Source organism: Pseudenemella bisphenolivorans, from assembly GCF_051133435.1.
GTDB lineage: Bacteria > Actinomycetota > Actinomycetes > Propionibacteriales > Propionibacteriaceae > JAAYAO01.
This window is the reverse complement of sequence record NZ_JBPGNY010000004.1, coordinates 171,012-196,983: the sequence shown is the minus strand read 5'-3', so window position 1 is coordinate 196,983 and position 25,972 is coordinate 171,012. Positions and strand designations below refer to the sequence as shown.

The 25,972-nt window shown below is 67.7% G+C and carries 23 protein-coding genes and 2 tRNA genes; 11 read left to right on the top strand and 14 right to left on the bottom strand.

Going from position 1 to position 25,972, the window contains the following annotated elements:
- Positions 1 to 48 precede the first annotated feature (48 nt).
- The 3 genes from ACR4XW_RS11035 to ACR4XW_RS11025 are packed head-to-tail and all read left to right on the top strand — an operon-like array spanning position 49 to position 3,472.
- The gene (locus ACR4XW_RS11035; RefSeq protein WP_434760610.1) at positions 49 to 864 is read left to right on the top strand and encodes a fumarylacetoacetate hydrolase family protein; all 816 of its coding nucleotides are present in this window, start codon (positions 49 to 51) and stop codon (positions 862 to 864) included.
- On the top strand, positions 861 to 2,384 hold the full coding sequence (gene gltX, locus ACR4XW_RS11030) for a glutamate--tRNA ligase (protein ID WP_434760609.1): 1,524 nt from the start codon (positions 861 to 863) through the stop codon (positions 2,382 to 2,384). Before ACR4XW_RS11035 ends, gltX begins: the two co-directional genes overlap by 4 nt.
- Complete coding sequence (locus ACR4XW_RS11025; RefSeq protein WP_434760608.1) at positions 2,384 to 3,472, top strand: CPBP family intramembrane glutamic endopeptidase; 1,089 nt, start codon at positions 2,384 to 2,386, stop codon at positions 3,470 to 3,472. The genes gltX and ACR4XW_RS11025 overlap by 1 nt, the downstream gene beginning before the upstream one ends.
- A gap of 21 nt (positions 3,473 to 3,493) precedes the next feature.
- Here the strand turns inward: ACR4XW_RS11025 and ACR4XW_RS11020 are convergent, their stop codons facing one another.
- Entirely contained in the window at positions 3,494 to 4,357 is an 864-nt protein-coding gene (locus ACR4XW_RS11020; RefSeq protein ID WP_434760607.1) for an aggregation-promoting factor C-terminal-like domain-containing protein, read from the bottom strand.
- Positions 4,358 to 4,675: 318 nt separating this feature from the next.
- On the opposite strand from ACR4XW_RS11020, the gene ACR4XW_RS11015 reads away from it, so the two are divergent.
- The 3 genes from ACR4XW_RS11015 to ACR4XW_RS11005 all read left to right on the top strand — a co-directional run bounded on the left by ACR4XW_RS11015 (position 4,676) and on the right by ACR4XW_RS11005 (position 5,739).
- Positions 4,676 to 4,747, top strand: a tRNA-Gln gene (locus ACR4XW_RS11015).
- A gap of 74 nt (positions 4,748 to 4,821) precedes the next feature.
- Positions 4,822 to 4,897 (top strand) — tRNA-Glu (locus tag ACR4XW_RS11010).
- 143 nt (positions 4,898 to 5,040) lie between these two features.
- The gene (locus tag ACR4XW_RS11005) at positions 5,041 to 5,739 is read left to right on the top strand and encodes an AMIN-like domain-containing (lipo)protein (protein WP_434760606.1); all 699 of its coding nucleotides are present in this window, start codon (positions 5,041 to 5,043) and stop codon (positions 5,737 to 5,739) included.
- A 34-nt stretch (positions 5,740 to 5,773) separates the two neighbouring features.
- On the opposite strand, the gene ACR4XW_RS11000 is transcribed toward ACR4XW_RS11005, so the two are convergent.
- Positions 5,774 to 6,253, bottom strand: a complete 480-nt coding sequence (locus ACR4XW_RS11000) for a DUF2505 domain-containing protein (RefSeq protein WP_434760605.1) — start codon at positions 6,251 to 6,253, stop codon at positions 5,774 to 5,776.
- Positions 6,254 to 6,305: 52 nt separating this feature from the next.
- Here ACR4XW_RS11000 and ACR4XW_RS10995 point away from each other — a divergent pair, with 52 nt between their 5' ends.
- Positions 6,306 to 7,136 carry a PHP domain-containing protein gene (locus tag ACR4XW_RS10995; RefSeq protein ID WP_434760604.1) on the top strand — a complete coding sequence of 277 codons (831 nt, stop codon included), beginning with the start codon at positions 6,306 to 6,308 and terminating at the stop codon, positions 7,134 to 7,136.
- A 14-nt stretch (positions 7,137 to 7,150) separates the two neighbouring features.
- Here ACR4XW_RS10995 and ACR4XW_RS10990 read toward each other — a convergent pair whose 3' ends face one another.
- From ACR4XW_RS10990 to ACR4XW_RS10950, 9 genes are all read right to left on the bottom strand, one after another.
- On the bottom strand, positions 7,151 to 7,792 hold the full coding sequence (locus ACR4XW_RS10990) for a class I SAM-dependent methyltransferase (protein ID WP_434760603.1): 642 nt from the start codon (positions 7,790 to 7,792) through the stop codon (positions 7,151 to 7,153).
- Positions 7,777 to 8,844: a prenyltransferase/squalene oxidase repeat-containing protein gene (locus tag ACR4XW_RS10985; protein ID WP_434760602.1), complete on the bottom strand. Its 1,068-nt coding sequence runs from the start codon at positions 8,842 to 8,844 to the stop codon at positions 7,777 to 7,779. The genes ACR4XW_RS10990 and ACR4XW_RS10985 overlap by 16 nt, the downstream gene beginning before the upstream one ends.
- A complete protein-coding gene (locus ACR4XW_RS10980; RefSeq protein ID WP_434760601.1) occupies positions 8,844 to 9,557 on the bottom strand; it encodes a class I SAM-dependent methyltransferase in 714 nt (237 codons plus the stop codon). The genes ACR4XW_RS10985 and ACR4XW_RS10980 overlap by 1 nt, the downstream gene beginning before the upstream one ends.
- A complete protein-coding gene (locus ACR4XW_RS10975; RefSeq protein ID WP_434760600.1) occupies positions 9,544 to 10,872 on the bottom strand; it encodes a glycosyltransferase family 4 protein in 1,329 nt (442 codons plus the stop codon). Before ACR4XW_RS10975 ends, ACR4XW_RS10980 begins: the two co-directional genes overlap by 14 nt.
- Before the next feature lie 115 nt (positions 10,873 to 10,987).
- Positions 10,988 to 11,806 (bottom strand): alpha/beta fold hydrolase, encoded by an 819-nt coding sequence (locus ACR4XW_RS10970; protein WP_434760599.1) that lies wholly within the window; start codon positions 11,804 to 11,806, stop codon positions 10,988 to 10,990.
- A gap of 38 nt (positions 11,807 to 11,844) precedes the next feature.
- A complete protein-coding gene (locus tag ACR4XW_RS10965) occupies positions 11,845 to 13,395 on the bottom strand; it encodes a DEAD/DEAH box helicase (RefSeq protein WP_434760598.1) in 1,551 nt (516 codons plus the stop codon).
- A gap of 119 nt (positions 13,396 to 13,514) precedes the next feature.
- Complete coding sequence (locus ACR4XW_RS10960; RefSeq protein WP_434760597.1) at positions 13,515 to 13,778, bottom strand: DUF3107 domain-containing protein; 264 nt, start codon at positions 13,776 to 13,778, stop codon at positions 13,515 to 13,517.
- Positions 13,779 to 13,947: 169 nt separating this feature from the next.
- Complete coding sequence (locus ACR4XW_RS10955; RefSeq protein ID WP_434760596.1) at positions 13,948 to 14,817, bottom strand: PP2C family protein-serine/threonine phosphatase; 870 nt, start codon at positions 14,815 to 14,817, stop codon at positions 13,948 to 13,950.
- Positions 14,814 to 15,422, bottom strand: coding sequence for a TetR/AcrR family transcriptional regulator (locus tag ACR4XW_RS10950; protein ID WP_434760595.1), 609 nt, complete (start codon positions 15,420 to 15,422; stop codon positions 14,814 to 14,816). Before ACR4XW_RS10950 ends, ACR4XW_RS10955 begins: the two co-directional genes overlap by 4 nt.
- Before the next feature lie 112 nt (positions 15,423 to 15,534).
- Here ACR4XW_RS10950 and moeB point away from each other — a divergent pair, with 112 nt between their 5' ends.
- On the top strand, positions 15,535 to 16,647 hold the full coding sequence (gene moeB / locus ACR4XW_RS10945; RefSeq protein ID WP_434760594.1) for a molybdopterin-synthase adenylyltransferase MoeB: 1,113 nt from the start codon (positions 15,535 to 15,537) through the stop codon (positions 16,645 to 16,647).
- A 120-nt stretch (positions 16,648 to 16,767) separates the two neighbouring features.
- Here the strand turns inward: moeB and ACR4XW_RS10940 are convergent, their stop codons facing one another.
- On the bottom strand, positions 16,768 to 16,971 hold the full coding sequence (locus ACR4XW_RS10940; protein WP_434760593.1) for a cold-shock protein: 204 nt from the start codon (positions 16,969 to 16,971) through the stop codon (positions 16,768 to 16,770).
- Positions 16,972 to 17,212: 241 nt separating this feature from the next.
- On the opposite strand from ACR4XW_RS10940, the gene ACR4XW_RS10935 reads away from it, so the two are divergent.
- Entirely contained in the window at positions 17,213 to 17,479 is a 267-nt protein-coding gene (locus ACR4XW_RS10935; protein ID WP_434760592.1) for a metal-sensitive transcriptional regulator, read from the top strand.
- 60 nt (positions 17,480 to 17,539) lie between these two features.
- Here the strand turns inward: ACR4XW_RS10935 and ACR4XW_RS10930 are convergent, their stop codons facing one another.
- Both ACR4XW_RS10930 and ACR4XW_RS10925 read right to left on the bottom strand, forming a co-directional pair.
- The gene (locus ACR4XW_RS10930; RefSeq protein ID WP_434760591.1) at positions 17,540 to 19,162 is read right to left on the bottom strand and encodes an FAD-dependent oxidoreductase; all 1,623 of its coding nucleotides are present in this window, start codon (positions 19,160 to 19,162) and stop codon (positions 17,540 to 17,542) included.
- A gap of 34 nt (positions 19,163 to 19,196) precedes the next feature.
- The gene (locus ACR4XW_RS10925; RefSeq protein WP_434760590.1) at positions 19,197 to 19,361 is read right to left on the bottom strand and encodes a DUF8730 family Cys-rich protein; all 165 of its coding nucleotides are present in this window, start codon (positions 19,359 to 19,361) and stop codon (positions 19,197 to 19,199) included.
- Positions 19,362 to 19,466: 105 nt separating this feature from the next.
- On the opposite strand from ACR4XW_RS10925, the gene ACR4XW_RS10920 reads away from it, so the two are divergent.
- Positions 19,467 to 22,676: an ATP-dependent helicase gene (locus ACR4XW_RS10920; RefSeq protein WP_434760589.1), complete on the top strand. Its 3,210-nt coding sequence runs from the start codon at positions 19,467 to 19,469 to the stop codon at positions 22,674 to 22,676.
- The gene (locus ACR4XW_RS10915) at positions 22,673 to 25,948 is read left to right on the top strand and encodes an ATP-dependent helicase (protein ID WP_434760588.1); all 3,276 of its coding nucleotides are present in this window, start codon (positions 22,673 to 22,675) and stop codon (positions 25,946 to 25,948) included. The genes ACR4XW_RS10920 and ACR4XW_RS10915 overlap by 4 nt, the downstream gene beginning before the upstream one ends.
- Positions 25,949 to 25,972: the final 24 nt, after the last annotated feature.

Below are 25,972 nucleotides of genomic sequence, written 5' to 3'. Positions count from 1 at the left end.
CCATCCCGGCGGGCCGGTGGCCGGTGCGATTCGCGATAGGCTGCGGTAATGCGCATCGCTCGTTTCAGTGCCGGCTCGGACCCGCAATACGGTGTGGTGGAACTACCCGAGGACGGCCAGGACCATCCGAACACGATCGCCGTGCTGACCGGCGATCCACTGTCCATGCCGGTGCAGTTGACCGGTGAACGCCACGACCTCGAGGCGGTGCGGCTGCTGGCGCCGGTGCTGCCCCGGTCGAAGGTGATCGCGGTGGGCCGCAACTATGTCGCCCACGCCGAGGAGATGGGCAGCGACATCCCCGAGGTGCCGCTGACCTTCTTCAAGCCGAATACCGCGATCATCGGCCCCGGTGACCCGGTGATCTTCCCGCCCGGCTGCACCGAACTGAGCTACGAGGGTGAACTGGCCGTGGTGATCGGACGGATCTGCAAGGACGTCCCGATCGAGCGGGTGCCCGAGGTGATCTTCGGCTACACCATCGCCAACGACATGACCGCACGCGACTTCCAGCGCTCGGACGGCCAATGGGCCCGGGCGAAGGGCTTCGACACCTCGTTGCCGCTCGGCCCCTGGATCATCACCCACCTGAGCCTGGAAGAGGCCGGGGACGTGTACATCCGCACCACCGTCGACGGTGAGGAGCGGCAGAGCGACTCGACCAAGCTGATGGTGCGCTCGATCTCCGACCTGGTCTCGTGGATCTCGGAATGGACCACCCTGCTGCCCGGTGACCTGATTCTGACCGGCACCCCGGCCGGTGTGGGCCCGGTGGAGGCGGGGCAGGAAGTGAGCGTGACGATCGAGGGGATGGGGACCCTCACCAATCCTGTGCTGGCCGACGACCAAGAAGGAAAGCAGTGACCGAAGCGATTGTTGACGACGTTCTGGGTGATGTGGCCCCCGCCGATGTGCGGGTGCGGTTTCCACCGTCCCCGACCGGCAACCTGCACGTGGGCAATGTGCGCAGTGCGCTGTTCAACTACGCCTTCGCCCGTCACTACGGGGGCACCTTCGTGCTGCGGATCGAGGACACCGACGCCACCCGCAGCACCGAGGAGTCGATGCGTGGGGTGATCGAATCGCTGGACTGGCTCGGCCTGCACTGGGACGAGGGCCCGCAGCTCGACGGCAGCCAGGTCGGTGACCACGGCCCCTACATCCAGTCCCAGCGCTCGGAGATCTACGCCAAGGTCGTCGCCGAGTTGTTGGCCGGTGGATTCGCCTACCGCTGCTACTGCACCCGCGAGGAACAGGAGGAGCGGCAGGCCGCCCGCCCGAAGGGCGCCCCGTCCGGCTATGACGGTTTCTGCCGCGACCTGAGCGAGGAGCAACTCGCCGAGTTCGCCGGCCGGCCCGCGGTGATCCGGATGCGGATGCCCGACGGAGAGATCACCTTCACCGACCTGGTGCGCGGTGAGGTCGCCTTCGACACCGCCAATGTGCCCGACTACGTGATCGTGCGCGCCAACGGCGACCCGCTCTACACCCTGGTGAACCCGGTCGACGACGCCTTGATGAACATCACCCATGTGTTGCGCGGTGAAGACCTGCTGTCGTCCACCCCGCGTCAGATCGTGCTCTACGAGGCGCTGCGCGAACTCGGCATCGGCTCGGGCCGGGTGCCCCGGTTCGGCCACCTGCCGATCGTGATGGGGGAGGGCAACCGCCGCCTGTCCAAGCGCGATGCCGGCTCGGGGCTGGCCGAATACCGCGAGAACGGATACCTGCCCGAGGGGTTGCTGAACTACCTGGCACTGCTGGGCTGGGCGATCGCCGAAGACCGCGATGTCTTCACCCTCGCCGAGATGGTCGAGGCCTTCGACATTCGCCGGGTGAACGCCAACCCCGCCCGCTTCGACCCCAAGAAGTGCGCCGCGATCAACGGCTCGCACATCCGGCTGCTGAGCGTCGACGAACTCGTCGAGGCGATCATTCCCTTCCTGGCCGAGGCCGGGCTGGTCGACAACCCGCCCTTCCCCGAACAGCGCGCGCTGATCGAGGGCTTCGCCCCGCTGGTGCACGAACGGATCGGCAACCTGTCCGAGGTCGTCGACCTCACCCGTTTCCTGTTCCTGACCGACGAACAGATCGAGATCGAGGACGGGGCCGCGCTGAAGAGCGGTGACGGGCCCACCCTGGCCGCGGCCCGTGACGCCCTGGCCGGGCTGGAGGAGTGGAACCATGCCGAGATCGAGGCCACTTTGCGCGCGGCGCTGATCGACGGGCTGGGCCTGAAACCCCGGCACGCCTTCGGCCCGGTGCGCACCGCGATCACCGGACGACGGGTCTCCCCGCCGCTGTTCGAATCGATGGAGCTGCTGGGCAAGGAATCCTCCCTGACCCGGATCCATCGGGCGATCGCCGGCCTGCCGGTCGACTGATGGCCGCCAAGGGCCGCAAGCGCACCGGAAACCCCGCCCGCCGGAACCGTCCCGCAGCGAACCAGCCCGCGACGCCCCGTCCGGCGGGGAACAAACCAGCGGCGAAGAAGAAGCCCGCGGCATCGGTGCGTGCCCCCGGAAGGACGAGCCGGTGGAGCGACCGGTTGCGCGATCCCGAGGTGGGCACCGGCTACCCCTTGCTGCTGCGAGTACTGCCCACCGCGGCCGAGCCCGCCGCCTGGTTGCGCGGGGTGCTCGGGGTGTTCGGTGCCTTGCTGGGCTATGCCATGTTGGTTCCTTCGGTGGGCATGTTGATCTGGGTGCTGGGCTGGTCCATCTCCGGGCGGGGGGACGGGACCACCCTGGCGGAGTTCTTGGAACTGGCGAGGGCCTACGAAACACCGTGGGGGCCGGCCGGGGGTCACGTGGGCATCGCGATGTTGATTCCGGTGAGCCTGGCTGTGGTGGCCATGGTGCACCGGACGAAACCGGGCTGGCTGTGGTCGGTGGTGCGCGGTATCCGGTGGCGGTTGCTGGGTTGGTCGCTGTTGGTCTCGGCGGTGATCGTGGCAGCCGTACTGGCGGTGACCACCTGGCTGGAGAAGCTCGATTACTCCTGGCAACCACAGGACGGGTTCTGGGGCTTCCTGATCGTGATCGTGCTGGTCACGCCCTTTCAGGCCGCTGCCGAAGAGGTGTTCTTCCGCGGTTATCTGATGCAGGCCCTGGGATCCTTCGCACGCAGCCCGTGGGTGGGCGTGGTGCTGTCGGCGCTGGTCTTCGCCGCCTTCCACGGGGTGCAGAACCCGGCCCTGTTCGCCGACCGGTTGGCCTTCGGACTGTTGGCCGGAGTACTGGTCTGGCGCACCGGGGGGCTGGAGACAGCCATCGCCGCGCACGTGATCAACAACGTCTTCGCCTTCGGGCTGGCCACGCTGACCAGCTCGGTGGCCGCGGCGCGGGCACTGCAGGAGATCACCTGGGCTGCTGCGGCGGCCGATATCGCCGGCTGGACGGTGCTGGCCCTCGGCCTGTGGTTGCTGGCAAAGCGACGCGGCGAGCACACCGAGGTGCCCGCCGCGTCCTGAGTCGTTACCGGACTGCCCGGCTCAGTACCACTTGTTGCGCTGCCAGAAGGCGTGGGCGGCGCGGTAGCTGCCGTAGCGACCCTTCACGTAGCTGTGCTGCCAGCGCAGCGACACCACCGGGTCGGCCCACTGCGAGCCCACCTTCGAGCAGGGGTTGGCCTGGGCCAGACCGCACGCTCCCGACCACGGATTGACCGCGTAGCGGTTCCAGCCCGATTCGCGCTGCACGATCGAGTCGACGTAAGCCCAATCGGAGGTCGGAATGCCTGCCGCGCGCATCCAGTCCTGCTTGGTGCCGGTGGTGCGGGTCAGGGTGAACGGAGCACTGGTGGTGATGGTGCCGTCGGCGTGGCGGCCGCGCACCCGGAAGACATGGTTGCCCGGAACAGTGGCGCCGTAGGTCAACGGAATGACGTAGTTGCCCGACTTGGCCGTGGTCACCTTCTGGGAGGTGCGCCACTTACCGTTCACCCGAACTTCGGTCCAGGCGGTGATCGGACGCCGGGTGTCGAAGCGTCCCCAGGTGCTGGTGGGGGTGTTGACCAGCTTGCGGCCGGCCGACTTCGCCGTGGGCTTGCCGATCCGGGTCAGGGTGAAGCTCTTGCCGGTGACGATGGTGCCGTCGGGGTAGCGCCCGCGCACCCGGAAGGTGTGCTTGCCCGGGGTGGTGGCGCCGTAGGTCAGCGGGATCGTGAAGTTGCCGGCCGAGGTGGTGGTCACCATCTGGGAGGTGCGCCACTGGCCGTTGACCAGAACCTCGGTCCACGCGGTGATCGGACGGTTGGTGACGAAGCGGCCCCAGGTGGAGGTCCGTTGGCCGACAACCTTGGTGCCGGCGGATTTCACGATCGGCGCCGGCTTCGTGGTGTCGGTTCGGGGGGACACCGGCCCCTGAGGCATCGGCTCCGCTCCCGCCGGAACTGCGGCGAGCATCGTGGCCAGACTGATGCTGGCGACTGCCAGCACTGAGGTGGCAACGGACCCGAAGAGTCGCTTGGAGGTGGGCAAGAGGTCTCCGATCAGTAGGGAATGCGTCCACAGATTAAGAAAATCTCAGGGAAGGAGCAACTTGCGGTATGAACCGGCCGTCGAAAACCGGGCAAACGCAGGGTCATGAAGCGGCCTCGTCCGGTTTGCTCGCGGGCGCGATGGTGGCGTAGAGTATCTCCTCGTTGCCCAGCCGAGCGGCCGGGCGCGACCTGATGGGGTATGGGGTAATTGGCAGCCCGACTGATTCTGGTTCAGTTAGTCTAGGTTCGAGTCCTAGTACCCCAGCGACGAAGATCGATTCGCTGGAGCGCAGACTTCCTGCTAATCTTCTTCGGTCCCCAGACCTCTGGAGACGCTAGGGCCCCGTTGTGTAGCGGCCTAGCACGCCGCCCTCTCAAGGCGGTAGCGCGGGTTCGAATCCCGTCGGGGCTACCACGCCGGAATCCTCGTATTCGTACGGATTCCGGCATTTTGCGTTTTCCGGCCGGAAGATTCGGCGGGTAGAAGCGCCACGGCGATCTCCGTCAGGGCCGAGCACCTTGACCGTCGGCGGCAGTACCACCTGCGACACTGAAGCCATGACGATTCGACGAGCAGTTCCCGCGGTCGTGTTGATGCTGGTGCTGGGCTTGGCCGCCTGTGGTCCGAACGATCCGGGCCGGGCGCCGAGCACCGATGCGACCTCCGAACGGGCGACGGAACCAAGTTCCGAGAGGCCCACGGAATCGGCCGGTGAGCCCGGCCGGGAGGACAGCCCCCCGCCGGGGCGGGAAACCTCGTCCGAGCCGCGCGGTGACGAATCGTCCGAACCCTCCGGCCGCGACCCGGGCCAGGGCTTCAGCAACGAGAAGAAACAGACCAAGGACTTCCCCGATCTGCCGGACACGACCCTGCTTCCCGTCGCGGTACGGGTTGCCCACCAGGAGGGGTTCGACCGGGTGGTGGTCGAGTTCTCCGGTGAGGGGCAGCCGGGGTATCGCGTCCAGTACGTCGAACAGGCCGCCGCACCCGGGTCGGGCGAACCGGTCGACCTGCCCGGCAGCGACACCCTCGAGGTGATCATCACCGGCACCCGTTACCCCGAGGAGGGCGAGAAGTTCGCCGGCCGGGACGACGAATACCCGGTCAACGACGCGAAGCTCGTGCGCGGCGTCGAGTTCTTCCCGCCCTACGAGGGGCAGTCGCAACTGGTGATCGGGGTGAGTGGTCAGGCGCCCTTCCGGGTGCAGGTGTTGGACGGCCCGCCCCGATTGGTGATCGACATCGATGTGAACTGACCGAAACCCGGTCGAGCCGGGCTCGCGAGGGCGGTCAGGCCCGTTCGCCGGTGAGCCAGCGGATGCCGACGTCCTGCTGCACCTTGATGCCGTCGTAGATGGCCGGTGCGGCCGACTTCTCCAGCTTCTTGCCCACCAACGGGATGCTCACCTTCAGATCACCGTTGACCGTGATCGTGCTGCCGCCACCGTTCGGGGCCAGCGTCACCGTCCCGGTCATCCTGGCCGGCTGACCGTCCACGGTCAGCACCAGGTCGCCCACCCGTCCACCGTCGGCCTTGGCCTCGCCCCAGGTGATGTCCTCGGTGATCGAGATGGTCGGCCCGGTGAAGGTCTTGGCCATGTCGGGGGCCGGCAGGGTGCGTTGGCTGATGGTGCGCTGTCCCTCGACACGTACGTCGTGGGCGGTGGCACCCCCGGCCCGGCACACATCGATCAAGAAGTCGCGGTTCACCAACAGGGCGAACACATCGGCGGGGGCGGCGGGGAACTCCAAGCGGGAGGTGATGTCCATGAGCCCCATCATGCCCGATTCCACGGGTTGACCGAGCGCTAAGGTCGAAGGTGTGCGGATCGACCTACACAGCCACAGCACCTGCTCCGACGGCACCGACACCCCGACCGAGGTGGTGCGACGTGCCGCGCGATTGAAGCTGGACGTGTTGGCGCTGACCGATCACGACACCACCATCGGCTGGGCGGAAGCCGCCATCGCCGCCGACGAGGTGGGCGTGGAGTTCGTGCCGGGTCTGGAGATCTCCACCAGTCATCGCGGCAACAGTGTGCACCTGCTGGCCTACGGGGTCGATCCGGAACACCCCGAGCTCGAGGCGATGCTGCAGCGGATCCGCAGTGGCCGGGCGGGCCGGCTCGAAGCAACCCTGGCCAAGTTGGATGACATCGGCGTGCACATCACCGCCGAGAGTGTCCGCCGGATGCAGGGCGGGGCCCCGTCGCTGGGACGTCCGCATGTGGCCGACGCCCTGGTCGAGGCCGGTTATGTCGCGACCCGTCAGGAAGCCTTCGACCGGTACCTGTCCGATCAGGGCCCGGCCTACGTGAGGCGCTGGGCACCGGCGGTCGCCGAGGCGATCGCGGTGGTGCGTGATGCCGGCGGGCTGTCGTTGATCGCCCATCCCTGGGGACGGGGCTCGCGCGAGGTTCTGGACTCCGAAACCCTCACCGATTTCGTCGCCGCCGGTCTGGCCGGGTGGGAGGTCGACCACAATGACCACGACGAGGCCCAGCGCTCCCGGCTGCGTGGGTTGGCCGCCGAGGCCGGGGTGCTCGCCACCGGGGCGAGTGACTACCACGGTCTGGGCAAGTACGACCACGAACTCGGCTGCAACCTCACCCATCCGGCGGTGTGGGAGGAGATTCGCGACCGGATCGGCTGAGATCGGGGTAGTTTTCAGCCGGCCTTGATCCGTTCCAGCACCCGCAGCGACCCGGTCGCGTCGGTTTCGGTGAACTCGCCCGATTCCAGGGCTGCTCGGTAGATCCGGTGCGGGGCCTGGCCGCCCTCGGCCTCGGTGAGGTAGACATCGTGGATGATCAGCGCGCCACCGACCCGCACCCAGGGTGCCCAACCGGCGTAATCGGTGCGGGCCGCCTCGTCGGTGTGACTGCCGTCGATGAAGACCAGGTCGAGTTCGGTATTCCACCATCGCGCGACACTGGCCGAGCGGGCGATGATCGGTGTCACCACGTCCTCCAACCCGGCGTCGGCCAGGGTGCGGCGCAGTTCACCGACGGTGTCGAAACGTCCGTCGGCACCGACCAGGGACGGGTCGTGGTATTCCCAACCCACCTGATGCTCCTCCGACCCGCGGTGGTGGTCGATGGTGATCAGGGTCGAGGACCGCAGCCGGGCCGCATGACCCAGGTATACCGATGACTTGCCACAGTAGGTGCCGATCTCGACGCCCAGCCCGCCGGTGAAGTAAGACTGTGCGGCCCGGTGCAGGGCGGCTCCCTCGGACTCGGGCATGAAGCCCTTCACCCGGGCGACCAGGTCGGCCAACCCCTCGGGCAGGGTCACGATGCTTGACATTCACATGCTCCTTCGAAGGTGCCCGCGGGCAGTCCGGCACCCCGGAACATCTCCGAGGCGGCTGTGGTTCGGGTGATCGCATCGGCGGCCAGCAGCACGGTGGCCGAGGTCCAGGTGGAGACCTCGACCGGCCACCGTTTGCCGTCGCTGAACACCAGACCGGTCCAGTAATGCCCGGTGTCGGCATCGCGCAGATGCTGCATATCGGCGAACAACTGCCGGGCCGCATCGGGACGGTCGAGCACGGTCAGGGCCAGTACCAGTTCGCAGGTCTCGGCGCCGGTCACCCAGGGGTGGTCGTCGACGCACCGGATTCCCAAATCGGGTACCACGAAATCGTCCCACCGGGCATCGATCCGGGCAGCGGCCTCGTCGTGGGGCAGTGACCCACCCAACACCGGGTAGTACCAGTCCATCGAGTAGCGGGATTTGTGGGTGTACAGCTCGGGGTGGTCGTCCAGGGCATGTCGCAGCCGGGCGGCCGCGTCCAACCAGTGGCCGGCATCCACCCCCTGGGCGGCGGCCAATGCGGCGGCCGACCGCAGACTCAGGTGAATGCTGGCATTGCCGGTCACCAGGTAATCGTCGGCGATATTGCCGGCCGTGTCGCGGGCCCAGGCGATCGGTCCCTGGTCCGATTGCAGTGCCAACACCGCCTCGATGGCGCGGCGCACCACCGGCCACATGCGGACGCGGAAGCGGTCATCGCCGGTGATCGTCCAGTGATGCCACACCCCGGTGGCCAGGTAGGCGCAGAAGTTGGCATCGGTGTGGTGTTCCACCGGCCGGTTGCCGACGTACTTCGCCGGCCAGGTGCCATCGGGACGCTGCTGCAACCGCAACCACTCGTAGGCCAGCGCGGCTTCGGCGTAGCGTCCGGCCACCGACAGGCCCATCGCGGCCTGGACGTGATCCCACGGATCGACGTGCCCACCGGGAAACCAGGGAATCGCCCCCGAGGGCAACTGGGAACGCACGATCGAGTTCGCGGTGCGGCGCAGTTGCTCGGCGGAGATGATCCCCGGCACCACCGGAAGGTGGTTGGCAACCATCACAGGGGCTTTCGCAGGTACAACACCACCGACTTGCCGATCAGCGGGTTCAACACCTTTTCGGCCGTGCGGGTCAGGGCCGGAGCCTCCAGCATGTCCCACACCAACAGCCGGTGATACTGCTTCACCCAGGGATGATCCTCGTCGCGCACCCCGACCGCACACTTCAACCACCAGTACGGCGAATGCAGGGCATGGGCGTGGGTGGTTCCGGTGTGCACCAGCCCGGCCGCCTCCAGCTTGGCCCGAAGTTCGCCGGGTTTGTAGATCCGGATGTGCCCGCCCTCGTTGCTGTGATACTCCTCCGACAGCGCCCAGCAGATCCGTTCCGGCAGCCAGGTCGGCACCGTCACCGCCACGGTGGCACCGGGTGCGGCCACCCGCACGATCTCGGCGATCGCGCCGTCGTCGTCCGGCACGTGCTCGAGCATCTCGGCGGCGAGCACCACCTCGAAGGAGCCGTCATCGAAGGGCATCTGCAAGGCATCGCCCTGCTGCACCCGGGCACTGCTGCCCTCGGGTGCCTCACCGGCCTCGGTCATCGCGGTGAACATCTCGTCGATCCCGGCGAGGTCGTCACCGTTGAGGTCGAAGGACACCACTTGGGCGCCCCGGCGCAGGGCCTCGAAGGAGTGTCGGCCCTGACCGGCGCCGACATCGAGGAACGTGGTGCCGGGACGTACCCCGAGCCGGTCGAAATCAACGGTCAGCATGGGCACCCTTCCGGTGGTTGTCGGCGGCTCGCAGAGCAGAGCGGTGACGTGCGGCGGCTTCCTGGGCGTCGGCGTAGGCCTCCACGGTGCGGGCGGCCACGGCGGTCCAACTGAAGGTCCGCACCGCTCGCTCCCGGGCCGCGGCACCCATCCGGGCGCGGCGCTGGGGGTCGTCCAGCAGGGCTCCGATGCCCTGGACCAGGGCCTCGGCATCGCCGGGGGGTACCAGCAGTCCCTGGGTGCCGTCGGTGCCGAGCACCTCGGGCAGGGCGCCGGCGTTGCTGGCCACCACCGGGGTGCCGCAGGCCAGGGCTTCGACCGTCGGCAGCGAAAAGCCTTCGTACAGCGACGGGACGGCGACCACCTCGGCCGAGGCCAACAAGGAGGCGAGTTCGGCATCGCTCAGCCCGTTGCTGGCGTGCACGATGTCGGCGATGCCGAGTTCGTCGATTCGGCGTTGGGTGGCGCCCTGGGGGTTCAGCTTGCAAACCAGTTGCAGCTCCACGTCACGCTCGACGCGCAGTTTCGCCACCGCGTCCAGCAGGTGATCGACACCCTTGAGCGGGTTGTCGGCGCTGGCCACGCAGACGATCCGTCCCGACACGCGGCGCGGTGCGGCATCGGGGTGGAAGACCGAGATGTCCGCGCCCAGCGGTACCACCCGGAACTGTTCGGGGCGCAACCCGAAGTCGTTGATCGTGTCATCGACCGACACCCGGGACACCCCGATCAGGATCGGGATCCGGCGGGCCACCTTGGCCTGCATCGACACGAAGGAATACCAGCGCGCCACCGACGGCTTCTTCCACCAGGGAGCTGCAGCCAGCTCGACCCGGCGGTCGCGGGTGATCGGGTGATGAATCGTTGCTGCCAGCGGCACCCCGTGGTCGACCAACTCCAGCAGCCCGGTACCCAGGCTCTGGTTGTCGTGCACGATGTCGAACTCCGAGGCCCGGCGACGCATGATCCGCGCGATGCGCTTGGAGAAGGTCAGGGGCTCGGCGAAGGCCCCGGTGAGCCCGGTCAGGGCGTATTCCTGAACGTCGATCAGGTCGCGGTATTCGCTGAGCTTCGGGATCCGGAAGGGGTCGGGTTCGCGGTAGAGGTCGAGGCTGGGCACCCGGGTGACGGTGACCCGTTCATCGAGATTCTCCGGATAGGGCTGACCCGAGAAGACCTCCACCCGGTGACCGAGTTCCACCAGCCCGGTGCTGAGCTGGCGAATGTAGACGCCCTGCCCACCGCTGTGTTCCTTCGTTCGATAGGACAACAGGGCTATCCGCATGCCTCGTTCCTTGTTCCTCGGTCCGGTCATTTCTGCACACAGTGAAGCATGCCGGGGCGACACTGTAAGCACCCGATCTTACCGGCAAGTAATTTCGAGGTGATCCCTTTCGGACGAAGTGGGTGCCGTCGGTCGAAAGCTGCCCTCAGTCCAGATAGCCACAGTGTCGGACGATGGCCTTGGCCGTGGCTTTGGGCTGGTCAACCCCCGGTTGGTGTCCGGCCTCGCGAATCACCACCGGTTCGGTGCCGAAGGCCTCGGCGGCGGCGCGCTGCACCTCCAGCGGCCACATGTCGTCGTCCTCGCCGAAAACCACGAAGCACTGGACGTCGCTGTCGACCAACTGCTGGGTGCGGTCGGGGGCATTCAGCAGGATCCGGGCCATCTCGTCGAGGGCTTCGGGGTCGCTGGCCAAGAACCGCTGCCGCAACAACTCGGCCCGGTCCTCGGGCAGGGGAGTGGGGTCGGCGGCCCGCCGGGCCCGGAAGATTTCCGCCATCGACTTGCCCTCGGCGACCAGGGCACGCAGGCCCTCCACCCAGGGGTTGCCGGGCAAACCGACCGGCCCCGAACACAGCAGGGTCATCGTGGTCCAGGTGTGCGGGTCGGCCAGTACGGCCTCGGTGGCCACCACGCCGCCGAAGCTGTGCCCCACCAGATGCACGATCGCGTCCAGATCGGTGGTGAAGGCCTGAGCGACAGTGGTCGCGTCCTGGGCCAGTTGGGGCAGCGAGAACCCACCCTCGGCCTGGGTCTCGTGGTGGCCGCGCTGGTCGTAGGCCACCGCGGTGTATCCGGCCTCGGCCAGATGGGGCAGCACCCGGGTGAAGTCTTCCTTGCTGCCGGTCAATCCGTGGATCAACACCACCAAGCCGCGCGGGTCGTCCGGTGCTGACACGAGCATGGCCAACGTGGTGCCGTCCTCGAGGTCCAACTCCATCGGCGTTGGTTGCAGAGCGGTCATGGGATCACAGTAAACCCGGGTGTGGTCCGGACTGGCAATCAGTCCGTATCGCCGCTGCTGCGCCGGCCGCCGTCCGAGCCGGAACCGCTGCGGCTGCGGCGGCGCCGCCGACGACGCGGGGCGTCACCTTCGGCCCGGGTCGCGGAGCCGGATTCGTCCCCGGCCTTCTCGCCCGCCTTGTCGGCCGACGCAGTGCGCGGTTCGTCGCCGACCACGCCGTGCCGGGTGCGGCGCCGGGAGCGGTTCGACTTCGGACGCGGGGTGCGGGGCCGCTCGCGGCCCTCCTCACGGGCGGGCTGCTTGGCGCTGACCAGCCGGCTGCGGGCATCGGTGGGAATGTTCAGGTCGCTGAACAGGTGCGGCGAGGTGGAGTAGGTCTCCACCGGCTCGTCGAAGTCCAGATGCAGGGTCTTGTTGATCACCTTCCACCGGGTGGTGTCGGCCCAGTCGACGAAGGTGATCGCCACCCCGGTTTTCCCGGCGCGACCGGTACGGCCGATCCGGTGTACGTAGGTCTTGTCGTCGTCGGGGCATTCGTAGTTGATCACGTGGGTCACCCCGCCGACGTCGATACCGCGGGCGGCGACATCGGTGGCGACCAGACAGTCGACCGAGCCCTCGCGGAACTTCTTCAGCGCCCGCTCCCGGGCGGCCTGGTTCAGATCGCCGTGAATCGCGGCCGCGGCGAAACCGCGATCGGCCAGGTCGTCGGCGAGCCGTTGGGCCGACCGCTTGGTGCGGCAGAAGATCATCATCCGGTCGCGGCCCTCGGCCTGCAGCACCCGGGCGACGATCTCGGGCTTGTCCAGGTCATGGGCCTGGTACACGAACTGCGTGGTCAGCGGGACGGTGGTCTGCTCGCCCTGGGACTCGGCGCGGATGTTCACCGGCTGGGTCAGATGCGCCCGGGCCAGCGCGACGATCTGGCTCGGCATGGTGGCCGAGAACAACAGGGTCTGCCGGCCGGCCGGAGTGGCCGCCAGCAGCCGTTCGACATCGGGCAGGAAGCCCAGGTCGAGCATCTCGTCGGCCTCGTCGAGCACCACCACCCGGCAGTGCTTGAGGTTCAGGGCGCGGCGCTGCAGCAGGTCGAGCAGCCGGCCCGGGGTGCCGACGACGATTTCGACGCCACGTTCCAGGGCTTCGAGTTGGGGTTCGTAGGCCACCCCGCCGTAGACGGTGATCAGCCGGGCTTCCCGCTTGTTCGAGGCCACCGCCAGATCTCGGCTGACCTGGCTGGCGAGTTCCCGGGTGGGGGTCACCACCAGGGCCTGCGGGGCGCCGGCGTGTTCGAGATCGGCGAACTCCTCGTCCTGAGGGGTGACCAGACTCTGGATGATCGGGATCCCGAACGCGAGGGTTTTACCCGTGCCGGTGCGCGCCTGACCGATCATGTCGGTGCCGCGCAGGGCGATCGGAATCGCCATCGACTGGATCGGGAAGGGGCTGACGATGCCGACCTCGGTGAGGGCTTCGACGATCCGGGGATCGACCCCCAGATCGGTGAAGGTGCTGACGGCTTCGGTCTGGGTGTTGTGTTGTTCGGACAGGATTTCGCCTTCGACTCTGGGCGGCGGGGTGTGCCGCACGGATTCCCGCGCGCGGCCGGCACATCACAGATGTGGTGCCAGGGACGGCGCAGCAGTACGCGCAGCAGTCTAGCCCACCGAGCGCACTTCTCCCGCCCACCGGCCCGAGCCGGGGGAACTCAGGCCATGCCGAAGCCGACCCGGCGGGCGTGCTCCTGACCGATTTCCAGGTAGCCGATCGCCTCGGCCGGAACCAGCACCACGCGTCCGTGAGTGTCGGTGAGGGTGAGTACCCCGGAATCGCTGACCGCCTTGGCGAAGGCGGACTGAACGGTCTCGGAGCTCTCGTCGGTCTCCAAAACGACCTCACGAGCGACCTGACGAATGCCGACCTTGATCTCCACCGGGGTAACTCCCTTGTTGTTGGAATCTGTTGGAGGCACCAGTGTGCCAGCTTCGGCCCAATCGGCACTCGCTGGTGAGGGTGCGGGTACCAAAACCGGCAACTCAGGAAGCCGAAACCACCGAAATCGTCCCGATGCGGGCAGTGAGTTGGGGATTTTTGGTACACCCGAGACCGACCCGCGGTCGTGGACGGGACGCGATCGGAACTCAGGCCGGGCTGGCGGCCGAGTGCTCGGATTCGGGGTTGATCAGTTCACCGAGCCGGGCCACCGCCACGGTGATGTTGTCCTCGCCACCCTGCCGGTTCGCCCAGGCGACCAGTTCTCGGGCCACGTCCACCGGCAGCCGCATGTCGGGGGCATCGACGAACAGCCCGCGCAGCACCTCACCGAGGGCTTCGGGTTCGGAGGCGTAATTCCACAACCCGTCCGAGCAGACCACCACCCAACCCCGGGTGTCGACCTCGTGCACCACGGTGTGGGCCGGGTCGGTGGGGGCATCGCGGCCCAGCCACCGGGTGATCGTGTGGGCACCGGGGCCCTGTTCGGCCTGTTCGCGCTCCACACCCCATTCGATCCGCAACTGGGCCATCGAATCGTCGGTGGTCAGCAGCACGCCGTCGCCCTCGTCGGGGAACCAATACACCCGTGAGTCACCGGCCCAGCCGGCCACGATCGCCTGGTTTGACACGACCGCTGCGGCCACCGTGCAACTGGGGGCGTGCTCATGGCCCTCACCCAGATCGACCACCGTCCGGTTGGCGTCGGCGATCGCTTCGATCAGCCGCTCGGCGTACTTCCGGGAACGGACGGCCGGATCCGGGTCGTCCTCGGCCAGAGTCAAGGCATCGGACACCTGCTGGCTGGCCGCGGCGGCGGCCTCGGCCGAGTTCGGGGCGCTCGACACCCCGTCACAGACCACGAGCACCGCATGCACCCCGGGTTCGGGGGTCGCCACCACCACGGAGGCGTCCTCGTTGCCCGCATGTCGTTGGCCACGATCGCAGACCACGCCGACCCAGCTTGCCGGCATCTGTTCGAGGTGCTCGGCGCCGGCGAGCTCGTCCGGATCGTTCACTTGTTCTCCTGTACCGGGAAGCCACTGATGCCACGCCAGGCCAGGGTCGACATCACCTGTTCGGCCCGTTGCCGGTCCAGGTCGGTCGCGCGCCAGGCGCGGGCACTGGATTCTGCCATGCCGACCAGACTGCTCGCGGCCAAGGTGGCATCGGGCAGGGACATCCCGGTTTGGTCCATGAACAGGGCGGCCACCGCGGAGGCCAGTTCGGTGTGCAGCTTGGCCGAACGCTCGGCCACCCGCGGGTCACCGATCAGGTCGGATTCGAAGACGAACCGGAAGCCGGGGTCGTCGCTCTCGACGAACCCGTAGAAGGCCTCGAAGGTGGCCAGTACCCGGCCCTCGTTCTCGGTGGTGCTGCGCAGGGCCTGCATGATCACGTTGACGATGCGTTCGGAGTGCACATCGAAAAGACCCAGATACAACTCCAGTTTGGAATCGAAGTGCTGGTACAGCACGGGTTTGGACACCCCTCCGGCCTCGGCGATGTCGTCCATCGAGGCCGCGTGGTACCCCTTGGCCGCAAAGACTTGGCTGGCGGCTTCGAGCAACTGGGCGCGCCGCTCACGCCGCGGCAATCGGGACCGCACCACGGGTTCTTCCATTGCCTCAGGCTATCGAATGGTTGGTAAGGATCGAGAACAAGTTCTACTGTCCAGCCACAATTTCTTCCTTCGGTGCTGGGGCACCCCGGGGGTGAGTCCTACACTCGGGCCCATGGCCCACCAACCGCTGGTACCGCTCGGTCCCGCCCTGACACCGGAGGAACAGCGCCGTTATGCCCGTCATTTGACCCTTCCCGAGGTCGGCAGCGACGGGCAACGTCGGTTGCGTGGAGCTTCGGTACTGGTACTGGGTGCCGGGGGGCTGGGCAGCCCGGTGCTGACCTATCTGGCGGCGGCCGGGGTCGGCCGTGTCGCGGTGGTCGACGACGACGTGGTGAGTGAATCGAATCTGCAGCGCCAGGTGGTGCATCGCAGTGCCGACCTGGGCCGTCCCAAGGTTGAATCCGCGGCCGAAACCCTCACCGCGCTGAACCCGGGAGTGCAGATCGTCACCCATCGGGTTCCGCTGAGTTCGGCCAATGCCGACTCCCTGCTGGCCGGTCACCATCTGGTGATCGACGGTTCGGACAACTTCACCGCTCGCTACGACCTCGCCGACGCGGCGGTGCGCGCCGGGATTCCGCACATCTGGGCGTCGGTGAACCGTTTCGAGGGCCAGGTGAGCGTGCTGTGGGCCGGACGGGGCCCGTGTTATCGATGCCTGTTTCCGCAGCCGCCGGCTCCGGGGGCGGTGCCCAGTTGCGCCGAGGCGGGGGTGCTCGGGGCGGTACCCGGCGTGCTCGGGTCGATCCAGGCGGTCGAGGCGGTGAAGCTGGTCTGCGGGGTGGGGGAGCCACTGGTGGGCCGGATCCAGTTGTTGGATCTGCTGCGCGGCACCGTGTCGCAGATTCGGGTGGCGCCCGACCCGACCTGCGTGTCCTGCGGCGAGGGCGCGTCCCGGGTTCCGGCTGCCGAGGGCTGGACGCCCACGGCGCTGCGGCAACGGCTGGAACGTGGTGACGTGGTGGTGGTCGATGTGCGCGAGGCCGAGGAACGAGCCGTCGGTGAGATCGCCGGCTCAATCTGGATGCCGAAGGATGATCTGTTGGCCGGCCGCTGGCAGGAGTTGCCCACCGACCGCGATGTGGTGCTGTACTGCCGCAGCGGCGTCCGGTCGGGGGAGTGCCTGGCCAAGCTGCGCGCCGAGGGTTACCCCCGGGCCGACCATCTGGCCGGGGGAATCCGGGCATGGATCGTCGAGATCGATCCGACGTTGCGGGCCTGAAGCACCAACAAACCCTGAAACGCCAACGGACGCGGTGGGTGCAATACCCGGACCGCGTCCGTTGGGGTGAAACCACCGATCAGAAAGCCGTGGGCACCTGGTCGGCGGGGTGATGAAAACTCAGATGGGGCGAACCTGGTCGGCCTGGGGGCCCTTCGGTCCTTCGGTGGTGTCGAATTCGACCCGCTGACCCTCTTCGAGGGTCCGGAAACCGGACGAGTCGATCGCACTGTAATGAACGAAAACATCCGGGCCGCCGCCGTCAACGGCGATGAACCCGTAACCCTTTTCGGCATTGAACCACTTGACGGTTCCCTGCGCCATGTACTTCTCCTAGCTTTGCTGGGTGCCGCAACTCACGACAACCCTGCTGTTGGGTCTTGACCCTCACCTTCGACCGGACGCAGCCTTTCCACGCCGACCGCCTGTGACAGCGCCTCAACCTTTGCACACCCGAAGGGTCAGACACCACCGGATCCCGGAAAGAGTCGACTTTAGGGCAGGTTTCACCCCTTGGGGTGTGCGTAATACCCTGGGGGGTACGACTAGATGAGGGTGGTGTGAGATGCAGTTGACGAGCGAGCAGATGATTCCGGTGCTCAATCGGCTCAAGCGGGCCCGTGGTCAGCTCACCGGAGTGATCACGATGATCGAGGAAGGCCGCGAGTGCGAGGATATCGTCACGCAACTCGCTGCTGTGGGCAAGGCCCTGGACCGGGCCGGCTATTCCATCATCGCCGAGGGGCTGCGCACCTGCTTGGCCGAATCCGACGGGGAGACCGACTCGCTGGATGCGAAGAAGTTGGAACGGGTCTTTTTGAGCATGGCCTGACGGACGGACGAACCCCCGCACCTGCCATCGGGCAAGGGCGGGGGTTCGACGGTTGCCGGCTCAGCGGCAGCCTGCCGCCCAGGTCTTGTAGCCGCCGTCGAGGTTGCGTGCGGGGCGTCCGAGCCCTTCCAGCAGCCGGGCCGCGGTATGCCCGCGCAGGCCCACCTGGCAGTGCACGATCAGCTCGCCGGACGGGATCTCGTCGAAACGCTCCCGCAGGGCGTCCACCTCGATGTTGATCGCGCCGGGAATCGCGCCCCGGGCGAACTCGCCGGGAGTGCGCACGTCGATCACGACTGCGCCGGCCTGCTGGGCCTCGGCCAACTCGTGCCACTGAATCGAGTCGGCATATCCATGAGCAAGGTTGTCGGCAATCATGCCCAGCATGTTGATCGGATCCTTGGCCGACCCGAAGGGTGGGGCATAGGCCAACTCGAGGTCGGCCAAGCCCGAGGCGGTGATGCCGCCCCGGATCGCGGTGGCGATCACATCGATGCGCTTGTCGACCCCGGACGGGCCGACGCCCTGGGCGCCCAGGATCAGGTCGGTGTCGGCACCGATCAGCAATTTCAGCGACATCTGTTGGGCGCCGGGGTAGTACCCGGCGTGATCGCTCGGATGGGTGTGGATCGCCCGGTAGTTGCGGCCGGCCTCGCGGAGTCGTTTCTCGTTCCAGCCGGTGCTGGCCGCGGTCAGGTCGAAGACCTTCACGATCGCGGTACCCAGTACCGGCATGCTCGCGGTGTCGCGGCCGGTGAGCACATCGGCAACGAGCCGTCCGTGCCGGTTCGCCGTCTGCGCCAGCGGCACCAGCACCTGGGAATCGTCGATCGCGTCGCGCTTGGTCGCGGCATCGCCGACCGCGAAGATCAGCGGGTCGCTGGTGCGCTGCTGCTCGTCGACGATGATGCCGCCGCGATCATTGAGTTCGAGGCCGGCCTCGGCGGCCAGGTGGCTGTCCGGGCGCACCCCGATCGATGCGACGACCAGTTCGGCCGGCAGGCGCCGGCCATCGTCCAGGACCACTTCGGTGTCGGTGATCTCACTCACGCCGGCACCGGTGAGAACCTCGATGCCGTGGCGGCGCAGTTCATCGGCCACCGGGGCGGCCATCTCGGGGTCGAGTGGGGTGAGCACTTGGTCGGCCATCTCGACCACCGTGGTCGGGATGTCGCGGAAGGACAGGTTCTCGGCGACCTCCAGGCCGATGAAGCCGGCCCCGATCACCACCGCCGAGGACGGCACGGCATTCGCGGCAGCGGCCATCTTGTCGACATCGGCGATGTCGCGAAGTCGAAGGGCACGTTCGATGCCCGGAATCGGCGGTGTCACCGGGGCCGCTCCGGTGGACAGCACCAGAGCGTCGTAGGACTCGTCGAACTCCTCGCCGGTGGCCAACTCGCGCACCCGCACCGATTGGGCGGCCCGGTCGATGGCAACCACCTCGTGGCCCACCCGCACATCGAGTCCGAACCGGCGATTCAGGCTCTCGGGAGTCTGCAGCAGCAGGGCGTCCCGTTCGGTGATCACGCCGCCGACGTAATAAGGCAACCCGCAGTTGGCGAACGAGACGTAGTCGGTGCGCTCGAAAACGATGATGTTGGCCTGCTCGTCCAGCCGGCGCAGCCGGGTGGCGGCGGACATGCCACCGGCCACCCCGCCGACGATCACATAGTTCTTCATGTGCCCCAGAATCTCAGGTGGATCCGGCGGGCGGTCAGCGGCCCATCAGTCTGGCGAAGAAGCCTCCCTCGCTGCCCGCATTGCGATCGCAGGTGCAGCGGTTGGACGCAGGCACGCCGCGCATCACCTGATCGACATGCTGGCCGCAACCGGCCCAGGTGGTCTTACCGCACTTCTTGCAGGAAACAGCTCGGCACATGGGGGTTCCTTTCGTAGGGGATAACGGAAATATACCCCCAGGGGTATAGGCCTGGCAAGTTTTGTCGGAGGCGTCTGCTTGCATGGACGTGTGGCACTTCCAACGTTGACTCTCGGCCCCCCACCGGCACCCCCGGCGCCGGTGGAACTCGACGCCGACCAGCAGCGCGTGCTGGCGCACCCCGGGGGGCCGTTACTGGTGCTCGGGGCCGCCGGCAGCGGCCGCACCACCACCATGATCGAAACCGCGGTGGCCCGGATCCGGGCCGGAGCGCCGGCCGATTCGGTCTTGGTGTTGACGTTCTCGCGTCGATCGGCCAACGAGGTGCGCAATCGCATCGCCACCCGCCTGGGGGAGGTCGCGGTGCCTCCGCCGGTGATGACGGTGCACGGCCTGAGTCACAGCTTGGTGCGGCGTTTCACCGACCCCGAAGATCCGCGCGAACTGCGCCTGCTGACCGCCCCGGAACAGGAGTTTCGGCTCCGCGAGGTGCTGGCCGGGATGCGTCCCGAAGTGGCCCGCTGGCCCGAGGAACTCACCGCTGCGGTGGGTACCCGCGGTTTCGCCGCAGAGCTGCGCGCGGTCTTCGCCCGGGCCCGGCAGTTGGCGATGGACCCCGAGGATCTGATCGAGGCCGGACGCCGGGCCGAACGGCCCGAATGGGTGACCGCCGGCGAGTTCTTCGCCGAATACCTCGACGTGCTCGACGGCGAGGGAGTGCTCGACTACGACGAACTGGTACACCGCACCCGGCTGCTGTTGGCCGATCCGGTGATCGGGGAGCAGGTGCGCGCAGAGATCGGCTGTGTCCTGATCGACGACCTGCACGACCTCGACCCGGCCCAGATCGCGCTGTTGCGGTCGCTGTCCAAACCCGGTGCCAGTCGGCTCGCCGGGGCCGAGGTCATCGCCTTCGCCGACCCCGACCAATCCGTCTACGCCTTCCGGGGGGCGAATGCCCGTGCGGCGCTCGACTTTCCCGACACCTTCACCGACGTGCACGGACAACCCGCTCCGGTGGTGGTGCTCGGCACGAACCACCGTCAGGCCGAACGCTTGGTGAGTGTTCAGCGGCTCACCGGCAGCCGGATTCCGCTGCCGCGGCCACTGCCCCAGGAGATCGTGGCCGGCTGGCGAAACCCCGCCATCGGTCGCAGCGGGGTGAACGGCAAGGTCGAAGTACTCACCTTCGACTCACCCGGTGCCGAGGCCGATCACATCGCCGACCTGCTGCGGCACGCTCACCTGCAGGAGGGGCTGGGTTGGTCGCAGATGGCGGTACTGGTGCGCAACGGACGGGCCGCCCTGCCCGGCTTGGCACGTGCCCTGGTCGCGGCCGGGGTGCCGGTGGAGATCGCCGGGGACGAGATCCCCCTGGCCCAGGAACCGGCCGTCCAACCGCTGCTGTTGGGGTTGACGGTGGCCGCCGGACAAGGTGGGCCCGACCCGGATCAGGCGCGGCGACTGCTCACCTCCCCCCTGGGTGGGTTGGACGCCATGGGTGTGCGCCGGCTGGGCCGGATGTTGCGCGAGGCCGAACGGATCGAGCTCGCCGGTGCGCGCTTGCCCCGGCCGTCGGACGAGCTGCTGGCCGAGTGTCTGGTCGACACGACCTTGTTGCAGTCCTGCCCGGATGGCCAGGATCGTCGCCGAGCACTGGCCCTGGCGGCGTTGCTGGGCAAGGCTCGGGAGCGGATCGCGGCCGGAGCCGGGGCCGAGGAAGTGCTGTGGTTGCTGTGGAACGGCACCGCGTGGCCCAAACGACTGGCCGAGGCAGCGCTGCGCCGGGACGACCCCGCCCGCGCCGCCGACAGGGATCTGGATGCGGTGGTGGCGCTGTTCGACCTGGCCCGACGGTCCCAGGAACGATCCGGTGACCGGGGGGTGGCGAACTTCGAGGAGGAGGTCGCCGGGCAACAGATTCCGGCCGACACACAACGCGAGGGTGACCTGCGCGGCGGGGCAGTGCGGCTGTTGACCGCCCACCGGGCCAAGGGCTGGCAATGGCCACTGGTGGTGGTGGCCGGGGTGCAGGAAGGGGTGTGGCCCAACCTGCGTCGGCGCGGAACGCTGCTGGAAGCCGACCGGCTGAGTCCCGAAGGGCTCGGCCCGGGCACCGATCCGGTTTCCCTGCTGTCGGAGGAACGAAGGCTCTTCCACCTCGCTTGCTCACGGGCCGAAGACCGGTTGGTTGTCACCGCGGTCACCGGCACCGAGGGGGAAGGTGATCAGCCCTCCCGGTTCCTGACCGATCTGCGAACCGGTCCGGAACACCGCGGCGGTCGGCCCCGCCGTCCGCTGAACCTCACCGGGATGGTCGGCGAGTTGCGCCGGGCGGTGCTCGACCCCGGCCTCTCGCCGGGGCTGCGCAGTGCCGCCGCGGCCCGACTTGCCACCCTGACCGATCACGTTCCTGCCGCCGACCCGAGCCGCTGGTGGGGCATGGCCCCGCGTACCGAAGCCGACGATCCGATCACCGCCCCCGACGCCGAGGTGCGGCTGTCGGGCAGCGCCCTGGAAATGCTGCTCAGTTGTCCCCGGCGATGGTTCCTGGCACGCAAGGCCCGTGGCGACAAGCCGGTGGGGTCGGCGGCCACGATCGGGTCGGTGGTGCACGCGGTGCTGGACGAAGCCGCGCACAGCGATCTTGCTCTCGACGACCTGGCCGGTTTGATCGAACGGGTCTGGCAACAGATTCCGATGCAGGCGATCTGGTTCGGTCGGGCCGAACTGGAACGGATTCACGAGGCTCTCGAGCGCTATGTCAACTGGCATCCGTCCCGTGGTCGCGAGGTCGTCGGCACCGAGGTGGCCTTCGACGTCGTGGTGCCGGTGAGTGATGACCGGGTCAGGCTCACCGGATCGATCGACCGGATCGAACGCGATGGTGACGGAAACCTGTACGTGATCGACTTCAAGACCGGCAAGAAGGCGCCCAAAAAGGAAGCGATGCTCGAACACAGCCAACTGGGGGTGTATCAGCTCGCCCTGCTGTCGGGTGCCGCTGCCGACCTGGTCGGACCCGATCCGGTGCTGGCGGGGGCCGAACTGGTCTATCTGCGTGATGCGAAGGGTAGGAGAGATCCGCTGAGCCCGAAGGTGATGTGGCAGGCCTCGATCACCGAGGTGCCCTGGCCCAATGAGCACAGCGCTGAGACAGCCACCGAACAGACCTGGATCCACCAGCAACTCACCGAGGCCGCCCGCCGGCTGAGGTCGGAGGAGTTTCCGGCGATTCGCAACGGTGCCTGCCGAATCTGCGCCTTCCTCGCCGATTGCCCGGCACAGAGCACCCGGACGGCGGTGGTGAAATGACGACCCGACAGTTGCTCACCGACCCGGAACAGTTGTGCCGGGCCCTGGAGATCCCGTTCTCCGACCAGCAATTGGAAGCGATCACCGCACCCATCGAACCGGGGGTGATCATCGCCGGGGCCGGTTCGGGCAAGACCACGGTGATGGCCGCCCGGGTGGTGTGGTTGGTCGGTACCGGCCAAGTCCGGCCCGAAGATGTGCTCGGTCTGACCTTCACCCGCAAGGCCGCCGCGGAACTGGCGCACCGGGTGCGCACCGCGCTGCTCAAGGCCGGGGTGATCGACCCGGACGGCATCGACGATGCCGGCGAACAGGTGGTGATGACCTATGACGCCTTCGCCGGGCGGTTGGTGGCCGAACACGGGGTGCGACTCGGGGTGGATTCCGACCCGGTGATCGTGACCGGGGCCACCCGGTACCGGCTGGCCGAACAGGTGGTCTCCAAGGCGGCGGGCCCCTTCGAACAGTTGTCCCGGCTGACCCCCGGCACGGTGGTCGAGCGTGTGTTGAGCCTCGACGGGGCGTTGACCTCGCACCTGGTCACCACCGAGCAACTGCGCGAGGACTCCATCGCATGGATCCGGGAGTTGGATGCGGTGCCGCTGCGCCAGGGCAAGGTCAAGAACGCCGTGGCCGAAGCGCGGGCACGAGCGATGGAACGGCTGGAACTGGCCGGCCTGGTCGATCAATACCAGGAGCTCAAACAGCGACTGGGATTTGTGGAGTTCAGCGATCAACTGGTGATTGCCGCTCGGCTTGCAGAGGAAGTTCCGGCGGTGTCCGCAGCGGTACGGGAGCAATGGCCGGTGGTGCTGCTCGACGAATACCAAGATACTTCCTCGGCCCAGGCCGCGCTGCTGCAGGCTCTGTTCTCGGGCGAGACGATCGAGGAGGGTCGCGGCCATGCGGTGACCGCAGTGGGTGACCCCTGCCAGGCGATCTACGGGTGGCGTGGGGCGGCTGCCAGCAATATCAGCCGTTTCGCCCGCGACTTTCCCCGCGCAGACGGCTCCGGGGCTCGCGGCTACGAGTTGAGCGTCAACCGACGCAGCGGGCAACGCATCCTCGATGTGGCCAACGAACTGGCCAAGCCGCTGCACGAAGACCCGTACATCATCCAGAAGATCACCGACCTCGTTGCCCCCGAGGGCACCCCGCCCGGTGAGGTGCACGCCGCAACCTTCCAGACCCAGCCGGAGGAGAATGCCTGGATCGCGGAACAGGTTGTTGCCGCTCATCCGTCCAATGGCGGTGATCTGGTCACCTGTTGGTCCGACATCGCGGTGCTGTGCCGGCGGAACGATGACATCGGTCCGGTGTACTCGGAGTTGTCCGATCGTGATGTGCCGGTCGAGATCGTGGGTCTCGGTGGCTTGCTGAAACTGCCCGAGATCGCCGATGTGGTGGGCACTCTGCGGCTGTTGGACGATGTCACCGCCAACCCGGCGGTGACCCGGTTGCTCAGCGGACCACGGTGGGCGATCGGGGCGCGGGATCTGGCGTTGCTCGGTAAACGAGCCCAGGACTTGGCGATGGCGCGGCGCAGCGAGGTGGAACGCGACAGCATCGACGACCGGCTGGACGAGACCGTCGCCGAGGTTGACCCGACCGATCTGGTGGCCCTGCTCGATGCCGTGGGCGACCCCGGCCCGCTGCCGTACAGCCCGCAGGCCAGGGACCGATTCAAGCAATTCCACGACGAACTGACCGAGTTGCGTTCGCACTGCGATGAACCCTTGCCCGACCTGCTGCGTCGGGTGGTCGACGCCCTGGGATTGGGCATCGAGCTGGCCGTGGCAAACCTGTCCGAGCCGAACCGGGCCGATCACCTCGCGGCCTTCGCCGACGCGGCCGGTACCTACCTGTCATTGGAACGCGACGGTTCGTTGACCGGTTTCCTTGCCTGGTTGGATGCCGAACTCGAACACGGCACCGGCTTGGACCAGGCCGTCCCCAGCAACCGGGACTCGGTGAAACTGCTCACCATCCACAAGGCCAAAGGCCTGGAATGGGAACTGGTCTTCCTGCCCTCGCTGGTCGACGGCACCTTTCCGTCCACCCGGGTCACCAACGATTTCGCCCGGTCGTCCGCGGTCCTCCCGCCCACACTGCGCGGTGACGCCGACTCGATTCCACAGGTGATCGATGCCGACAAGAAGGATCTCGATGCCTATCACGAGGATCTGAAGGACCAGGCGCTGCGAGCCGAACATCGGCTGGCCTATGTGGCGGTCACCCGAGCCCGACAGCGCGTGGTGGCCACCGGACACTACTGGCGTGACGTTCGCGACAAGGTGTGCGAACTCTCGCGATACCTGGAGCCGTTGATGGATGCCGCCCGGGAGCAGGGACACCTGTACCCGGTGGCCGAAGCTCCCGAGCCCAACAGCCCGAACCCGATGGATGCCGACCTGCGTCCGCACCCCTGGCCGGTGCCGGTCGACCCGGAATGGGGTGCTCGGCGCGCCGCGGCGGCCGAACTGGTCCGTGCTGCCCATGACCGCCTGGCGGGCGGCGGCCCGGTCGACGACCCGGATGCCGACCCGCTCAAGCTGGATGAGGAGGAAATCGTCGCGGCCTGGGACAGCGACATCGAGTTGTTGCTGCGGGAGGCTTCGGACCAACACGAACCTCGGGTGGTGCCGATGCCGGCGGCGGTCTCGGCATCGCGGTTGATCGCCGCCCAGCGCGACCCCGAGCGGATGGCCCGACAACTGGTGCGTCCGATGCCCACCGCCCCGTCCCCGGCGGCCGACCTCGGCACCCGTTTCCACGGTTGGGTACAACGTCACCTGGAGATGCCGGCCCTGGTCGATACCGAAGACCTCTTCGCCGACGAGGACGACCTGATGGAACCGGCATCCACCGGCTCGGCAGGTGAGCCCGACGAGTTCGCCGAACTGTGCCGGGCCTTCCGGCAGAGCCCCTTCGCCGACCGGCAGCCCTATGCGATCGAGCAGGCGGTCACCTTCACCATCGGCACCCAAGTGGTGCGCTCCCGGATCGATGCGGTGTACCGCGAGCCGGACGGCAGCTGGCTGGTGGTGGATTGGAAGACGCACCATCGCGAGAACGCCGACCCGCACCAGCTCGCGCTGTACCGGCTGGCCTGGGCCCAGGTGCAGGGTGTGGATGTCGACCGGGTGCACGCCGGTTTCTTCTACGTACGGAGTAACACGCTGAAGCTGCATGAGGACGACCTGCCCAGCCGGGACGAACTGGTTTCCTGGGTGACCGATGCCGACGCCACTGAAACGCACACTTCGCAGTGAGCATGCGATGGCTAGGCTGAACCG

What these genes read in the sequence shown, in the direction of transcription:
- ACR4XW_RS10985 (WP_434760602.1), bottom strand. Translation starts at nt 8,844, where the DNA reads ATGGTTGCCAACCACCTTCCGGTGGTGCCGGGGATCATCTCCGCCGAG.
- ACR4XW_RS10915 (WP_434760588.1), top strand. Translation starts at nt 22,673, where the DNA reads ATGACGACCCGACAGTTGCTCACCGACCCGGAACAGTTGTGCCGGGCC.
- ACR4XW_RS11000 (WP_434760605.1), bottom strand. Translation starts at nt 6,253, where the DNA reads ATGGACATCACCTCCCGCTTGGAGTTCCCCGCCGCCCCCGCCGATGTG.
- ACR4XW_RS10950 (WP_434760595.1), bottom strand. Translation starts at nt 15,422, where the DNA reads ATGGAAGAACCCGTGGTGCGGTCCCGATTGCCGCGGCGTGAGCGGCGC.
- ACR4XW_RS11005 (WP_434760606.1), top strand. Translation starts at nt 5,041, where the DNA reads ATGACGATTCGACGAGCAGTTCCCGCGGTCGTGTTGATGCTGGTGCTG.
- ACR4XW_RS11035 (WP_434760610.1), top strand. Translation starts at nt 49, where the DNA reads ATGCGCATCGCTCGTTTCAGTGCCGGCTCGGACCCGCAATACGGTGTG.
- ACR4XW_RS10975 (WP_434760600.1), bottom strand. Translation starts at nt 10,872, where the DNA reads ATGACCGGACCGAGGAACAAGGAACGAGGCATGCGGATAGCCCTGTTG.
- ACR4XW_RS10970 (WP_434760599.1), bottom strand. Translation starts at nt 11,806, where the DNA reads ATGACCGCTCTGCAACCAACGCCGATGGAGTTGGACCTCGAGGACGGC.
- ACR4XW_RS10980 (WP_434760601.1), bottom strand. Translation starts at nt 9,557, where the DNA reads ATGCTGACCGTTGATTTCGACCGGCTCGGGGTACGTCCCGGCACCACG.
- moeB (WP_434760594.1), top strand. Translation starts at nt 15,535, where the DNA reads ATGGCCCACCAACCGCTGGTACCGCTCGGTCCCGCCCTGACACCGGAG.
- ACR4XW_RS10930 (WP_434760591.1), bottom strand. Translation starts at nt 19,162, where the DNA reads ATGAAGAACTATGTGATCGTCGGCGGGGTGGCCGGTGGCATGTCCGCC.
- ACR4XW_RS10940 (WP_434760593.1), bottom strand. Translation starts at nt 16,971, where the DNA reads ATGGCGCAGGGAACCGTCAAGTGGTTCAATGCCGAAAAGGGTTACGGG.
- ACR4XW_RS10925 (WP_434760590.1), bottom strand. Translation starts at nt 19,361, where the DNA reads ATGTGCCGAGCTGTTTCCTGCAAGAAGTGCGGTAAGACCACCTGGGCC.
- ACR4XW_RS10935 (WP_434760592.1), top strand. Translation starts at nt 17,213, where the DNA reads ATGCAGTTGACGAGCGAGCAGATGATTCCGGTGCTCAATCGGCTCAAG.
- ACR4XW_RS10990 (WP_434760603.1), bottom strand. Translation starts at nt 7,792, where the DNA reads ATGTCAAGCATCGTGACCCTGCCCGAGGGGTTGGCCGACCTGGTCGCC.
- ACR4XW_RS11025 (WP_434760608.1), top strand. Translation starts at nt 2,384, where the DNA reads ATGGCCGCCAAGGGCCGCAAGCGCACCGGAAACCCCGCCCGCCGGAAC.